We start from the raw sequence: 13,517 nt of genomic DNA, 5'->3' as shown, positions 1-13,517 counted from the left end.
TGAGATGACAAGACTCGACATTTCGCTGAACGGCGAAGCCATTCAAACCGACGCGCCCACCTTGCAGGCTTTGCTGTTGGCGCGCGGTTACCAACTGCAAGGCGCGTTTGCCTGCGCGATCAACAACAGTTTTGTGCCGCGTCCCCAGTGGCCGGAGCGCGTCCTGAATAACGGCGACCGCATAGACATCGTGACCCCCATAACCGGAGGCTAGACATATGGAACACCCCCATCGTCGGTTCACTTCGTGTAACCTCCTTTCCCCCTTGCAGGGGGCGACGCTTGCGGCCTGGCAAAGCCAGTTCCGCGGCGTCTGCTGGTATGTACCGGAACCCAGCTGCCGGAGCAATTGAATGACTACATCCGCTGTTCCTTCTATCGCCCACGGCGGCCCCTGGACCGTGGCCGGCGTCACCTTGTCCAGCCGCTTTTTCCTGGGCACTTCGCATTACCCGTCGCCACAGGTGCTGGCCGACGCGGTGCGCGCCAGCGGCACCGAGGTGCTGACGGTGGGCCTGCGCCGGCTGCAGCCCGAAAGCGGCGGCGGCAACAGCTTCTGGCAGCGTGTGCAGGCCATGGGCTGCCGTATCCTGCCCAACACGGCGGGGTGCCACAGCGCCGAAGAGGCCGTCACGTTGGCGCAGATGGCGCGCGAGATTTTTGGCACGCCCTGGATCAAGCTGGAAGTCATAGGCGATGACTACACGCTGCAGCCCGATACGGTGGCCACGCTGCAAGCCGCGACCACGCTGGTGAAAGAAGGCTTTTCCGTGTTCGCCTACACCACCGACGACCTGGTGATGGCGCAGCGCCTGCATGCGGCCGGCTGCGCGGCGGTGATGCCCTGGGCCGCGCCGATTGGCACGGGCCGCGGGCCGCTCAATCCCTATGCGCTGGAAACCATGCGGCGGCGCCTGCCCGATGCGGTGCTGGTGGTCGATGCCGGCCTGGGCCGGCCCTCGCATGCCGCGCAGGTGATGGAGCTGGGTTTTGACGCCGTGCTGCTGAACACTGCGGTGGCGCAGGCCGGCGATCCGGTGCGCATGGCGCGCGCTTTTGCCGATGGTGTGGCGGCCGGCCGCGCAGCCTATGAGTCCACGCCCATGCCTGAGCGCGCGGCGGCGCAGGCTTCGACGCCCACCGTCGGTGTTCCCTTCTGGCATTCCCCTTGAGGCCCCCATGAATTCTTTTAAACCCCTCACCGGCCCCATTGGTTTTTACCCTGTCGTTCCCGACGCGGCCTGGGTGCGGCGCCTGCTGGGCTGGGGGGTGCGCACCATCCAGCTGCGCATCAAGGCGGCGGACCACGACGCGGACGAGATCGCCTGGGAAGTGCGCACCGCGGTGGCAGCCGGGCGCGAGGTGCCGGGCGCGCAGGTCTTTATCAACGACCATTGGGAGCTGGCGCTGGATGCCGGTGCTTACGGTGTGCACCTGGGCCAGGAAGACCTGGACACGGCCGACATCGCGGCCCTGCGCAAAGCCGGCGTGCGCCTGGGCCTGAGCACGCACACGCCGGCCGAACTGGCGCGGGCCAAGGCGGTGCAGCCCTCTTACCTGGCGATAGGCCCGATTTACCCGACCACACTCAAGGTCATGCCTTACGAGCCCGTGGGCCTGGAGCGCCTGAGGTCATGGGCGCGGGACGCCGCGCCTTATCCCGTGGCGGCCATAGGCGGCATTTCGCTGGCGCTGATGCCGGGCGTGCTGGCCTGCGGCGTGGATGGCGTGGCGGTGGTCAGCGCGGTGACGCTGGCGCCCGACCCGCAAGAGGCCGCGCGCCAGGGCCTGGCCCTGGCGGCGCAGGCCCGCGGCACTTAAGCCGACAGCGTCGGGTAGTCGGTGTAGCCTTTTTCGCCGCCGCCGTAAAAGGTGTTCTTGTCGGGCGTGTTGAGCGGCGCCCTGGCGCGCAGGCGCTCCACCAGGTCGGGGTTGGCGATATAGGGCTTGCCGAAGGCCACCAGGTCGGCGCCGTCGGCCACGGCTTTTTCAGCCAGGTCCTGGTCGTAGCCGTTGTTGACCATCCAGGCGCCCTTGCCGCCGGCCTTGCGGTAGGCGGCCTTGAGCGCCGGGTAGTCGAAGGGCCGGTCGTCGATTTCACGCGGCCCGCCGGTGGCGCCTTCGATGACATGGACATAGGCCAGGTTCAGGCCGGCGAGCTGCTTGACCACGTATTCAAACAAGGCCTGGGGCTTGCTGTCGTGCACGTCGTTGGCGGGAGTGACGGGCGACAGGCGTATGCCGGTGCGGCCGCCGCCGACGGCGTCGGTCACGGCGCGCGTGACTTCCAGCAGCAGGCGGGCGCGGTTTTCGATGCTGCCGCCGTAGTCGTCGCGGCGCTGGTTGCTGCCGTCTTTGAGGAACTGGTCCAGCAGGTAGCCGTTGGCACCGTGGATTTCCACGCCGTCAAAACCGGCGGTCTCGACTGCGTTGCGCGCCGCCGCCGCGAAGGTGTGCACGATACCGGGGATTTCGCCAAGGTCGAGCGCGCGCGGCTCCGAGGTTTCGACAAAGGTCGGCACGCCGTCCTCGATCAGCACCGTCTTGGTCTTGGCGGTGATGGCCGAAGGCGCGACCGGCTTGCCGCCATTGGGTTGCAGCTTGGTGTGCGAGACGCGGCCCACATGCCACAGCTGCACGACGATCTTGCCGCCTTTGTCATGCACGGCGCGGGTGACTTTTTTCCAGCTGTCGAGCTGCTCGCTGCCGTAAAGGCCAGGCACGTCGGCATAGCCCTGGCCCTGGTGGCTGATGGCCGTGGCCTCGGTGATCAGCAGGCCGGCGCTGGCGCGCTGGGCATAGTAAGTCCGCGCGATGGCCGGCGGCACGGCATTGGGTGAGCGGTTGCGCGTGAGCGGCGCCATGACGATGCGATTGGCAAGGACAAGGTCACCGGCTTTGTTGGAGTCGAATAAGGTGGGCATGGCTTGGGTCCTGAAGGCTGAATGAAAACAGGGCCAGTTTGGCCCTGTTTCGATTGGCTTGCCCAACACGGGTTGCTAAATCCGTGGTATTTGGAGCCCCGTGGGTAGAACCAGCGGGGGTGCCGCGGAGGGTGGGCTATTTCAGCAAGCCTTCGTGCTTCATCGCCGCTTGCACCGAAGGCCGCGCAGCAATCCGCTCGCGGAAAGCGGCCAGGTTGGCAAACCCAGAGATATCCACCCCGACGCGAGGTGCCCAGTTGCAGACGGTAAAAAGGTAGGGGTCGGCCACGCTGAAGGCGTCGCCCATCAGGTATTGCTTGCCGGCGAGCTGGCCGTCGACCCACTTCAGGCGCGACATCAGCTTGTCGATGACGATGGTTTTGTAGTCGGCCGGCGTGGCGGCATTGAACAGCGGGGTGAAGCCACGGTGCAGCTCCATGCCGATAAAGGTCAGCCAGGACTGCAGCTTGTAGCGCTCCAGCGTGCCGTTGGCCGGCGCGAGTTTTTTCGCGGGCACCTGGTCGGCGATGTACTGCACGATGGCCGGGCCTTCGGCGATGCGCGTGCCGTCGTCGAGCTCGAGCAAGGGCACATAGCCCAGCGGGTTGATGGTGTAGTAGTCGGTACCGTCTTCGAGCTGGTGGGTCTTGGTGGGCGCCAGCACGTGTTCGAACTTGAGGCCGGACTCATGCAGCGCGATGTGGGTGGATAGCGAGCAGGCGCCGGGGGAGTAATAAAGCTTCATGGTGTCTCGTCCTTTGGGGTGTGGCGGGAATGTTGCACAGCACCCGATGCTAGCCGCATCGGCGGATTTTTGCTGCGTGGGCGCGTGACAATAGCCGCATGGCAAAAGTTTTCAAATGGCTGGTGTTCCTGGCCTTGGGTTTGATGGTGCTGCTGGCCGTGGTGGCCTTCACGCTGCACCGCTGGGTCAGCACCGATGATTTCCGCCAGCGCGTGGAGCGCGAGGCCTCGGCCGCGCTGGGCGTGCCGGTGGCGCTGGACCGGGTCGCCGTGGACGTCTGGCCGCTGCCGGCGGTGGCCTTGAGCGGCATTTCCGTCAAAAGCAAGCCGCCTCTCACGCTGGAGCGCCTGGAAGTGCGGCCGCGCTGGCAGCCGCTGCTGGCGGGGAAGCTGGCGGTGGCGACCCTGCTGGTGCGCAAGGCGGTGCTGCCGCAGCAGGGCATTGATGCCGTGCTGCTCCTGCTGCAAAAGAAGAAAACCCCGGCGCAGGCGGCGGCCACCGCGCCTTCCGCGCCGGCAGGGCAGGCCTCCATGGACTGGCTGCCGCGCCGCACCGTGCTGGACGAGGTGACCTGGATCAGCGCCGCGGGCGCGCGCACCACGGTGAATGCCGAAGCCGCGCTGGGCGACGACGGCCTGCCCGACAGCGTTTCGCTCAAGCTCATCAAGGGCAACCTGCAGGGCCTGGAGGCCCATTTGAAGCGCGAGGAACCCAAGGCCGGCGCCGCGGGCGACGAATGGGCCTTGCGTGTGGACGTGGGCGGCGGCAAGGTTGAAGGCAAGCTGGGCCTGAAGAAAGTGGCCGCGGCGGCCGCGCGGGAAGAGCTGGAGCTGCAGGGCAAGCTGCAGACCAAGGATGTGGAAGTGTCGGCGCTGACCGCGCCCAGCAAATCGCTGACGGGCCGGCTGGAGGCGTCGACCACGCTGCATGCACGGGCCGCGACCACGGGTGCGCTGGTGGAGGCGCTACAGACCCAGACCACCTTCACCGTGCGCAATGCGGTGCTCAACGGGCTGGACCTGGCCAAGGCGGTCAAGACCATAGGCCTGAGCCGCGGCGGCCAGACCGCGCTGGACACCCTGGCCGGCCAGGTCAACACCCAGGGCAAGTCGGCGCAGCTGACCAACCTGGTGGCGAGTTCGGGCGCGCTGAGTGCGACCGGCAATGTCGCCATCTCGCCGGCCAAGGCGCTGAGCGGCCGTGTGAGCGTGAACGTGGCCGGCGACAGCAAGCTGGGCAGCGCCATAGGCGGCGCCGTGGGTGTGCCCTTGACGGTGGGCGGCACGCTGGACAACCCCGAGGTGACGCTGTCGCGCTCGGCCCTGCTGGGCGCGGCCATAGGCACGGCGCTGCTGCCCGGCGTGGGCACCGGTGCCGGCGCCAACCTGGGCGACCGCATGGGTGAGGGCTTTCGCAGCCTGTTCGGAAAGTAAGCCCGGCAGCCCCCGTGCTTTGGGGATACCGTGCTGCTGAAAATATAGCAAGCCGGCACCGCCGCGCCCTTGTCCTACAGCGCCTGGCGGGTGCTGCTGATGGGGCTTGGGCCGGCGCACTTTTAGCATGAAGATTCGCTGCGGCGCCTTGCCGCGGCCGTCCCGGCCCCGGCTGGCATGCCGATTCGCGCATGAACCGGGCCGACCTACCTTGCACAGGAGGCCAAGATGCTCAAGTACGCGATTATTTTTGCGCTGATTTCACTGATTGCCGGCGCCCTCGGCTTCGGCGGCGTGGCGGCGGGCGCCGCCGGCATCGCCAAGATCCTGTTCGGGCTGTTCCTGATCCTGGCGGTCATCTTCCTGCTGCTGGCCGCCTTGGGCGTGGGCGCGGTGAACAAGGCGCTGAAGTAGATGACGCCACACAAAGTGGACAGTGCCGCCGCGCCGCCGGCATCGCTGGCGTCGCGCTTTCGGCAGCGGCTGTTTCATCCGTGGTCCGGGCCGCTTGCGCCGGCGAGCGCGCCCGCGCCCGTCGCAAAACGCAAGATCAGTTTCCAGGCCAGCATTGCCGAGTTCCTGCTGGTGAACCGCCTGCGCGCGCGCCGGCGCGCCCAGCCTTCTGCCGACGTGCTGGAACGCGCCGCGCGCATTGTGTTTGTGACCTGCCAGAACTGGTTTGCCCAACCGCGCCGCGGCAGTCCCGATCACCGGACCCGCCTTTGATGGCCTCCAGGGTTGACCGATGCATACCGCCCTGATTGAGTCCCTGCTGGAATACGAAGTCGGCAGCCCCGCGCACTTTCTGTTCAATATCGAGACGGCCTTCCATGAAGGCCACCATGTGGTGGAGGAGCGCCTGACCATCACGCCCAGCATGAAGGTGCGCAACTTCTGCGACGAGCGCAGCGGCAACCGCTTCATACGCCTGGATGCGCCCAAGGGGCTGCTGTCGGTCAACTACCGCACGCGCGTGGAACTGCATCCCGCGCCCGTGCCGCTGCACCTGGAGGAAACGCCGGTAACCGGCGTGCCCGACGACGTGCTGCGCTACCTGATGCCCAGCCGCTATTGCGAGTCCGACGTGATGAGCCGCGCGGGGCAGCAGCTGTTCGGCCAGTTGCCGCCCGGCATAGGGCGGGTGCGCGCCATCGAAAGCTGGATCCATGAATCGATCAACTACCTGCCCGGCTTTAGCGACTCCACGACCTCGGCGCAGGAGGTGTTTGTGCAGCGCGCGGGCGTGTGCCGCGATTTCGCCCACCTGGGCATCACCTTTTGCCGGGCCCTGAACATCCCGGCGCGGCTGGTCGTGGGGTATGTGCACTTTGAGGAGCCGCCGCAGGATTTCCACGCGGTGTTCGAAGCCTGGCTGGAGGGCCGATGGGTGATCTTCGACCCAACGCGCATGGCGCCCATAGACCGGCTGGTGCGCGTGGGCACGGGGCGCGACGCCAAGGACGTGGCCTTCGCCACCATCTTCGGCGACGTGCGCATGACCCGCAAGGAGCTGACGGTGGAGGAGGGCGACATGCCGCCGCGCCCGCCCGGCGCCGCGCAGGCGCCGCCCCAGTTGACCGTGGTGAGCGCCTAGGCCGGCGCCTTCACGGGCATCGGCTCGCTCTTTCGCCTGAGCACCAGCAGCCCGAACAGCGTGGCCGTGAGGTACATGCTGAAGGAGTAGATGGCCGCGGGCAGGGCCAGCTGGAAGTTGTTCAGCACGGCCAGCGCGATGAAGATGGCCAGGGTCGCGTTGTGGATGCCGATCTCGTAGCTGATGGCGGTGGAAATCGGCTTGTCCAGGCCCGTCGCCCGCGACACGTAATAACCCGCCAGCAAGCTCACGAGGTTGAAGGCCAGTACGGCCGGGCCTATGGCCGCGAAGCCGCCGCTGAGCGCCTGCCATTCCTTGACGACCGCGCCCACGGCCACCACGACCAGCACGATGATGCTGAAGACCTTGGTCGGGTTCTCGCTGCGCGTGGCCCAGCCTGGCCTGACGGTGCGCAGCCACATGCCTATGGCCACCGGCACCAGCACGATGACGATGACCTCCACCACCTTGCCGAACTGCAGCGGCACCACCTGGCCGGTCTTGGCGAAGGTGTTGATGGCCCAGTTGGCGATCAGCGGCATGGTGACGATGGACAGCAGGGTATTGATGGCGGTCAGCGATATGTTCATCGCGACGTTGCCGCCGAACAGATGGCTGAACAGGTTGGCCGAGATGCCGCCGGGCGAGGCCGCCAGCAGCATCAGGCCCACGGCGAACAGCGGCGGCACATTGAGCAGCACGATGATGGCGTAGCAGGCGATGGGCAGCACGATGACCTGCAGCACCAGTGCCACCCCCACGGCCTTGGGGTATTTGAGGAGGCGGGTGAAGTCCTCAACCTTGAGCGTCAGGCCCAGGCCCAGCATGACCAGCGCCAGGGCCGCCACCAGCAGCTGCGCGACGATGGGGGAGCCGCTCATGACTTGTAGCTTTCATCGAGCTTGTCGAGCTTGCGGATCAGCGAGGGCCAGACAAAAGCCCCGCCCATGCCGCCGGTCTGCACGCGCATGGCCTCGGCCACGCCCTTGACGATCAGCGGGTTGACCTCGGTCAGCGGGCCGCCGGCCTGGGCGTCCAGCTGGATGCGGCAGGTGTTCTCAAAGGTGTACATGCTCAGGAAGGCGTCGGCAATCGTCTTGCCCACGACCAGCAGGCCGTGGTTGCGCAGCATCAGGAAGTTGGCCTGGCCCAGGTCGGCCTGCAGGCGCGGTTTTTCCTCGTCGCGAAAGGCCACACCCTCGTACGCGTGGTAGGCGAGGGAGGCCAGCACAAAGGTCGACTGCTGGCTGATGGGCAGCACGCCGCATTGCTGGGCGCTCACGGCCACGCCGGCGCGCGTGTGGGTGTGCAGCACGCAGCCGGCATCGGCGCGCGCCTCATGCACCGCGCTGTGGATCACAAAGCCGGCCGGGTTCACCGGGAAGGGCGAGTCGATGACCTTGTTGCACTGGCCGTCGACCTTGACCAGGCTGGAGGCCGTGATTTCGTCGAACATCAGGCCGTAGGGGTTGATCAGGAAGTGATGATTGCCGGCGCCCGACAGCGATTCGGGCAGCTTGGCGCTGATGTGGGTGAAGACCAGGTCGCTCCAGCCGTAGAGCGCGACCAGGCGGTAGCAGGCGGCGAGGTCGCAGCGCAACTGCCATTCTTCAGCACTGACGACTTCCTTGAGGGAGGGGATATGCATGGGGGTTGTCTCCGGGGGTAATCGGGTAATGGTTTTGGTGCTTTTTCTGAACTCAGCTGCACGATACGTCCGTGCTTGACGGCAAACTGTCAAAAATTTGACAATTGGCCGCATGCCTATCGTTCCCGCGACAGCCTCGCCCTCTTCCTTGCTGGACCGCATGTCGGCCAACCCCTGGTTTGGCGCGCTGCCGCTGGCGGACAGGCAGGCTTTGCTCGATTCCGCCGAACTGCTGAGGCTGCGGCCCGGCGAGATGCTGTTCCGCCAGGGTGATGCGCCCGGCGGCTTTTACGGCTTGCTGGGCGGGCTGCTCAAGATCTCTTCGCTGCGCGAGGACGGGCGCGAAGCCATCCTGGTGGTGCTGGAGGCCGGCAACTGGATCGGCGAAATCTCGCTGATGGACGGTGAGCCGCGCACCCACGATGCCACGGCCTTGTCGGCCGTGGAGGTGCTGGTAGTGCCGCAAGCGGCTTTTACCCTGCTAATGCAGGGCGCGCCGTTTGCGCGGGCCATTGCCGGCTTGCTGGCGGCGCGCGTGCGCTCGCTCTACGGCATGGTGGAGGACGCGGCGCTGCGCTCGACCCGCGCGCGCGTGGCGCGCCGCCTGCTGCTGCTGGCGCGCGGCGACGCCACCATGGCGCCCCAGGCCAGGCCGGCGGTGCCGGTGTCGCAGGAGGCGCTGGCCATGATGCTGGGCATCAGCCGGCAGACGCTGTCGGTGGAGCTCAAGGCCATGGTGGCCGGGGGCGCCATCGCGCTGCGCTACCGGCGCATAGAGATTGTTTCGGCCGCGCGGCTGGAGGCGCTGAGCAATGTGTCGCCTTAGTGTGGGCTAGCGCGGGCCGGGCCGTGTATCGCTTTCGAGCCGGCCCAGCCAGAGCATGGCGGCGCCCGCGTCGCTGCCACACATCTCCACCGAGGCCATGAGCTGGCCGCAGACGGCGGGCCGCTCGGGCCGGCCGAAGATCAGGCAGCGGTTGCTGTCATCGAGCTGCACGCAGCGCACGCCGGCCGGTTTGCCTTGCGGCATGCCGGGGATGGCGGAGCTGATGGAGGGCGCGATGCAGCAGGCGCCGCAGCCGGGGCGGCAGTTCATGGTGCTCGCTTTTGTTTGGGCTTGGAAGGGTGGGTTTAGTCGGGCTTGATTTTCGCCCGGTCGGCGACCAGTTTCCAGCGCGCCTGTTCGGTCTTGATAAAGGCGCCGTACTGCGCCGGCGTGTCGCCCACGGGCTGGGCCGTGTCGCCGCGCAGGCGTTCGGTGGCCTGCGGGTTGCGCATGGCCTTGTTGCAGGCTTCGGCGATGCGGTCTATGTTGGCCTGCGGCATGTTGGAGGGCGCGTTGAGGCCATACCACTGCGTCATCTCAAAGCCCGGGTAGCCGCTTTCGGCGACCGTGGGCACGTCGGGCAGCTGGGGCAGGCGCTCCTTGGTGCCGGTGGCGATGCAGCGCAGCTTGCCGGACTTGATGTGGGCCAGGATGGCGGGCGCGCCCACGCTGGCGGCTTCGAGCCGGCCGGCCAGCAAGTCGGTGAGCTGCGGGCCGGTGCCGCGGTAGGGCACGTGCAGCACAAAGATGCCGGTGGCCATCTTCAGGTATTCAAAGGCCAGGTGGCCGGCGCTGCCGTTGCCGGCCGAGCCGTAATTGAGCTGGCCGGGCTTGGCCTTGGCCAGCGCGATGAATTCCTTGAGGTTGTTGGCGGGCACGCTGGAATTGATGACGTAGAGGCTGGGCACCTTGGCCAGCAGCGAGATGGGCTTGAAGTCCTTGTTGGTGTCGAAGGGCAGCTTGTCGAAGATGAAGGGATTGACCGCCATGGTGCCTATGTGGCCCAGGATGATGGTGTGGCCGTCGGTGGAGGCCGCGCATTCCTGCATCGCGATGTTGCCGCTGGCGCCGGGCTTGTTCTCGACGAAGACGGTCTGGCCCAGGCTTTTGCTGAGCTCGTTGGCAGCCGAGCGCGCGACGATTTCAGAGCTGCCGCCGGGCGCGAAGGGCACGAGCAGGCGTATCGGTTTGCTGGGCCAGCCGGCTTGCGCATGGGCTGAGCTGAGCAGTCCCGGAAAGGCCGAAGCCGCGGCAATGGCGCCGCCGGCTTTGAGGCCGAACTGCAATGCGCCGCGGCGCGTGTGGCTGTGTTTCATGTGTCTGTCTCCCGGTCGTTGTCGTGGGCCCAATATAGGACCGTAGCGGCGGCACGGCGCTACGTGATTCCGCTAATGAGGCTAACCCTGCTTGGCCGCGTGTCTAGCGGAAAGATGCGTCGAAACGTTCGCGCGCGGCCTTGAGGTTGTGGTGGTTGCGCTCGGCCCAGTTGTCCAGCGGGATCAGCGTCTCGCTGAGGGATTCGCCCAGCGCGCTGAGCTGGTATTCCACATGGGGCGGCACGGTCTGGCGGTCAAAGCGCAGCACCAGGCCGTTGCGCACCAGCTCCTTGAGAGTCTGCGTCAGCATTTTTTGCGAGATGCCTTCTATCTTGCGCATCAGCTCGTTGTTGCGCACCGGGCCCCCGGCCAGCGCCGGGATGACCAGCAGCGCCCATTTGCTGGCGACCAGCTCCAGCGCCTGGCGCGAAGGGCAGGCCTGGCTAAACACAGTGGAGGCATCGGTGTCGGGCGCGTCGGGAATTGTCATGGTTACCAAAAGGTGCGTACTTGCCTATGGGTAATCGTAAACCTAAGCTGGCGGCTCTTCCATCTTTAACCCTTTAACCCTGCTCCCCAAGAAAGACTCCCAATGGCCTGGCTCTACCTACTTGCCGCAAGCATTGTCGAAATCGCGATGGCTTTGCTCCTCAAATCTTCCCAGGGCTGGACCCGGCTCTTGCCCAGCGTGCTGGGCGTGGCCGCGGCGGGCGCCAGCATTTTCTTTTTGACGCATGCCGTCAAGACCTTGCCCGTGGGCACGGCTTACGCGATCTGGACCGGCATTGGCTCGGTCGGCGTGACCGTGATCGGCATCCTCTGGATGGGCGAAAGCGCCACGCCGCTGCGCTTGCTGTGTGTGGCGTTTGTCGTGGCCGGCATGGTGGGCCTGCGCCTGCTGGACGGCGCGGCGTGACGAGCCCCCCGGCAAGGAGAAGCCCCATGACCCATCTGCTCTATATATATAGAGCTGCCAGCTGCAAATTAACGCGATGGTCACCGGGGTATTTTTGCGATTTCCAGTGTGGTCACGATCCCGTTGGCCAGCGCATCACCCTGTTGAGGTTTTGCGCACAGTTCCTTGCGCAGTTTCGCGTCTTCGCTTCCCTGGCACAGCATCACGCCTTCCGGGCCTATGCCGGGTACCTGCGGGTGATAGAAATACGCAAAGCCGTTCCGGTTGGGCAGATTGACCCACTGCTCAACCAGTTCGGGGTTGGCTTTGCCGTCGCTGTATTTGATGATCCAGGCTTTCAAGGCCGGCATGCGCGCCTGTTGCAAGCTGCCGTCCTGCGCGTAGTTGCCATGGAAGGCTACGGCGGTTTTGTCGAGAGGCTGGTCGTCGGAGTAGGCGCGTGTTTTGCCGCCAAGAAACATGCGTGAACAGGAAGAGCGGCAATAGCCCGATAACAAAGTCGCCAGGCCTTTTTCACGAATGTATTCGCCGGTGGCATACCCCGCCCGGGCATCCCCGCCGGAAGAGTTTTTGAGTACCACCGTCGTGATGCCAGGGTGTTCCTCTACCGCGGCCTGCAAGATCCGTTGCTCATTGCCGGTCACCTTGCCCGACAGAAAGATAAAAGGCTCCCTGATCTCCACGTCCATGGCATAAGTGCTTGAGACAAGGCACCAGGCCGCCAGGCTGCACCACCAGCGGCCGGGGTGCGCGATCATGCTGCGAGGCGTTGCGAGGCGAACAACACCTGGTCGACCACGGCCTGCACGTTCTGCAGGCTGGCTTCGTGGACCAGTTGGCCCTCGGCATCAAAGGCATCGCCGGCGCGGCCCAGGGCAAAGGCCTTGGGCGCGACCCAGCATTGTGCGTTGAGCAGCAGCGGCACCAGGTGGCTTTGCGAACGCAGGCCGCCCAGCGCGCCGGGCGAGGCGCTGAGCACGCCCACCACCTTGCCGGTAAAGGATTTGAAGCCGTCGTGCCAGGCCGGGTCGCTCTTGACGGGGCTGGACACCCAGTCGACGGTGTTTTTGAGCAGCGCGGTGTAGCTGCCGTTGTATTCGGGCGAGCAGATGATCCAGGCCGGGTGCTCGTACATGATCTGCTTGAGTTTCATGACGTCGGGCGGCGTGCCCTGGGCCTCGAGGTCGGCGTTGTACATGGGGATGTCGAAGTCAGCCAGCTCGAGATGGGTGACTTCGGCGCCGCGGGCACGCGCCAGGGCCGCCGCGACATGGGCCAGCTTGCGGTTGTAGGAGTTCTGGCGGGTGCTGCCGGCGAAGATCAGGAGTTTTTGGGGGGCGTTCATCGTCCGATTTCACCACAGGCCGCAGGGTGAAAAACTGCGTACGGAGCGCCTTGCAAGCACAAACCCGCTAAAATGTACAAAACATTGAATTTTGTACAAAATGCATACCATTCCTCTCAGTGAATTCCGTGCCCATGCATCGGCCATGATTGACCTGGTCGAACAGGGCGAAACCGTCCGCATACTCCGGCACGGCAAGCCGGTGGCCGAATTGGTGCCCCTGAAAGCTACAGAAGACACGGCCAAAGTCCCGAGCTGGAAGCGACCTATTGAACCGCTGCGTTACCTGAAGCCGCCAGCCAAATCGGGTGCGCAAATGATCATCGAAGAGCGCGAAGGGGGTTGGTAATGAATGTGTTGTTTGATGCTTCGGCGCTGTTCAAGCGCTACAGCGGTGAGGCGGGTGTTGACCGGGTCCTGGCATTGCAGGCATTGGCTAGCGGTGTCACCGCTGCCGTGCATTGCAAGACGGAGGTGGCTTCCGCATTGACACGCCAATGGCGCGAAGGCTCTTTTACGGAAGATGAATACAGCCGTGTGCTGGCAGTCATTCACGCGGACTTTGATGAGTTGACGGTGATGCCATTGACGGGGCAGGCTGAACGTTATGCAATTGCTGCGATGCGCCTGGCCGCGCTGCGCGGCATGGACGCGTTGCACATTGGCACGGCCCAGGCAGCCCGCGTGGATTTGTTTGTGACGGCCGACAAGCGCCAGGCTGCCGCTGCCCAGGCTGTGGGTTTGAAAACCGAACTGATAGAAGCCTGACC

The 13,517-nt window shown here is 65.6% G+C and carries 20 protein-coding genes; 11 read left to right on the top strand and 9 right to left on the bottom strand.

Annotated features, from left to right (window positions below; all coding sequences use genetic code 11):
• Positions 1-4: 4 nt before the first annotated feature.
• From thiS to thiE, 3 genes are all read left to right on the top strand, one after another.
• The gene (gene thiS, locus BLQ85_RS17040) at positions 5-214 is read left to right on the top strand and encodes a sulfur carrier protein ThiS (RefSeq protein ID WP_254806462.1); all 210 of its coding nucleotides are present in this window, start codon (positions 5-7) and stop codon (positions 212-214) included.
• Between the two features lie 139 nt (positions 215-353).
• A complete protein-coding gene (locus BLQ85_RS17035; protein ID WP_074578540.1) occupies positions 354-1,172 on the top strand; it encodes a thiazole synthase in 819 nt (272 codons plus the stop codon).
• 7 nt (positions 1,173-1,179) lie between these two features.
• A complete protein-coding gene (gene thiE / locus BLQ85_RS17030) occupies positions 1,180-1,821 on the top strand; it encodes a thiamine phosphate synthase (RefSeq protein ID WP_074578538.1) in 642 nt (213 codons plus the stop codon).
• Here the strand turns inward: thiE and BLQ85_RS17025 are convergent.
• Entirely contained in the window at positions 1,818-2,924 is a 1,107-nt protein-coding gene (locus tag BLQ85_RS17025; RefSeq protein WP_074578536.1) for an alkene reductase, read from the bottom strand. The two genes, thiE and BLQ85_RS17025, sit on opposite strands and share 4 nt — an antisense overlap.
• Positions 2,925-3,060: 136 nt before the next feature.
• Positions 3,061-3,669, bottom strand: a complete 609-nt coding sequence (gstA, locus tag BLQ85_RS17020) for a glutathione transferase GstA (RefSeq protein WP_074578534.1) — start codon at positions 3,667-3,669, stop codon at positions 3,061-3,063.
• A 98-nt stretch (positions 3,670-3,767) separates the two neighbouring features.
• Here gstA and BLQ85_RS17015 point away from each other — a divergent pair, with 98 nt between their 5' ends.
• The 4 genes from BLQ85_RS17015 (at position 3,768) to BLQ85_RS17000 (ending at position 6,696) form a co-directional block, all read left to right on the top strand.
• Positions 3,768-5,102 (top strand): AsmA family protein, encoded by a 1,335-nt coding sequence (locus BLQ85_RS17015; RefSeq protein WP_074578532.1) that lies wholly within the window; start codon positions 3,768-3,770, stop codon positions 5,100-5,102.
• A 228-nt stretch (positions 5,103-5,330) separates the two neighbouring features.
• Entirely contained in the window at positions 5,331-5,516 is a 186-nt protein-coding gene (locus tag BLQ85_RS17010; protein ID WP_074578530.1) for a DUF1328 family protein, read from the top strand.
• Complete coding sequence (locus tag BLQ85_RS17005) at positions 5,517-5,828, top strand: hypothetical protein (protein WP_074578528.1); 312 nt, start codon at positions 5,517-5,519, stop codon at positions 5,826-5,828.
• A 19-nt stretch (positions 5,829-5,847) separates the two neighbouring features.
• Positions 5,848-6,696, top strand: coding sequence for a transglutaminase-like domain-containing protein (locus BLQ85_RS17000; RefSeq protein WP_074578526.1), 849 nt, complete (start codon positions 5,848-5,850; stop codon positions 6,694-6,696).
• Here BLQ85_RS17000 and BLQ85_RS16995 read toward each other — a convergent pair.
• Together BLQ85_RS16995 and BLQ85_RS16990 are read right to left on the bottom strand one after the other, a co-directional pair.
• Entirely contained in the window at positions 6,693-7,577 is an 885-nt protein-coding gene (locus BLQ85_RS16995; protein ID WP_074578523.1) for a bile acid:sodium symporter family protein, read from the bottom strand. The genes BLQ85_RS17000 and BLQ85_RS16995 overlap by 4 nt on opposite strands.
• Positions 7,574-8,344 carry a class II aldolase/adducin family protein gene (locus BLQ85_RS16990; protein WP_074578521.1) on the bottom strand — a complete coding sequence of 257 codons (771 nt, stop codon included), beginning with the start codon at positions 8,342-8,344 and terminating at the stop codon, positions 7,574-7,576. The genes BLQ85_RS16995 and BLQ85_RS16990 overlap by 4 nt, the downstream gene beginning before the upstream one ends.
• Before the next feature lie 112 nt (positions 8,345-8,456).
• On the opposite strand from BLQ85_RS16990, the gene BLQ85_RS16985 reads away from it, so the two are divergent.
• Positions 8,457-9,170 carry a Crp/Fnr family transcriptional regulator gene (locus BLQ85_RS16985; protein ID WP_074578520.1) on the top strand — a complete coding sequence of 238 codons (714 nt, stop codon included), beginning with the start codon at positions 8,457-8,459 and terminating at the stop codon, positions 9,168-9,170.
• A 6-nt stretch (positions 9,171-9,176) separates the two neighbouring features.
• Here BLQ85_RS16985 and BLQ85_RS16980 read toward each other — a convergent pair whose 3' ends face one another.
• From BLQ85_RS16980 to BLQ85_RS16970, 3 genes are all read right to left on the bottom strand, one after another.
• Positions 9,177-9,440: a YkgJ family cysteine cluster protein gene (locus BLQ85_RS16980; RefSeq protein ID WP_074578518.1), complete on the bottom strand. Its 264-nt coding sequence runs from the start codon at positions 9,438-9,440 to the stop codon at positions 9,177-9,179.
• 35 nt (positions 9,441-9,475) lie between these two features.
• Positions 9,476-10,486, bottom strand: coding sequence for a Bug family tripartite tricarboxylate transporter substrate binding protein (locus tag BLQ85_RS16975; protein WP_074578515.1), 1,011 nt, complete (start codon positions 10,484-10,486; stop codon positions 9,476-9,478).
• 103 nt (positions 10,487-10,589) lie between these two features.
• Positions 10,590-10,976 (bottom strand): winged helix-turn-helix transcriptional regulator, encoded by a 387-nt coding sequence (locus BLQ85_RS16970; protein ID WP_074578513.1) that lies wholly within the window; start codon positions 10,974-10,976, stop codon positions 10,590-10,592.
• Positions 10,977-11,078: 102 nt separating this feature from the next.
• Here BLQ85_RS16970 and BLQ85_RS16965 point away from each other — a divergent pair, with 102 nt between their 5' ends.
• Complete coding sequence (locus BLQ85_RS16965) at positions 11,079-11,402, top strand: DMT family transporter (RefSeq protein WP_074578510.1); 324 nt, start codon at positions 11,079-11,081, stop codon at positions 11,400-11,402.
• 80 nt (positions 11,403-11,482) lie between these two features.
• On the opposite strand, the gene BLQ85_RS16960 is transcribed toward BLQ85_RS16965, so the two are convergent.
• Together BLQ85_RS16960 and BLQ85_RS16955 are read right to left on the bottom strand one after the other, a co-directional pair.
• A complete protein-coding gene (locus tag BLQ85_RS16960; RefSeq protein WP_074578508.1) occupies positions 11,483-12,160 on the bottom strand; it encodes a hypothetical protein in 678 nt (225 codons plus the stop codon).
• A complete protein-coding gene (locus BLQ85_RS16955) occupies positions 12,157-12,747 on the bottom strand; it encodes an NADPH-dependent FMN reductase (protein WP_074578505.1) in 591 nt (196 codons plus the stop codon). The genes BLQ85_RS16960 and BLQ85_RS16955 overlap by 4 nt, the downstream gene beginning before the upstream one ends.
• 145 nt (positions 12,748-12,892) lie before the next feature.
• Here BLQ85_RS16955 and BLQ85_RS16950 point away from each other — a divergent pair, with 145 nt between their 5' ends.
• Together BLQ85_RS16950 and BLQ85_RS16945 are read left to right on the top strand one after the other, a co-directional pair.
• Complete coding sequence (locus tag BLQ85_RS16950) at positions 12,893-13,096, top strand: type II toxin-antitoxin system Phd/YefM family antitoxin (protein ID WP_254806461.1); 204 nt, start codon at positions 12,893-12,895, stop codon at positions 13,094-13,096.
• A complete protein-coding gene (locus BLQ85_RS16945; protein WP_074578502.1) occupies positions 13,096-13,515 on the top strand; it encodes a type II toxin-antitoxin system VapC family toxin in 420 nt (139 codons plus the stop codon). Before BLQ85_RS16950 ends, BLQ85_RS16945 begins: the two co-directional genes overlap by 1 nt.
• Positions 13,516-13,517: the final 2 nt, after the last annotated feature.

Source organism: Polaromonas sp. JS666 (genome assembly GCF_900103405.1).
In the GTDB taxonomy this organism is placed as follows: domain Bacteria; phylum Pseudomonadota; class Gammaproteobacteria; order Burkholderiales; family Burkholderiaceae_C; genus Polaromonas.
This window is presented reverse-complemented; position numbering and strand designations above follow the sequence as displayed.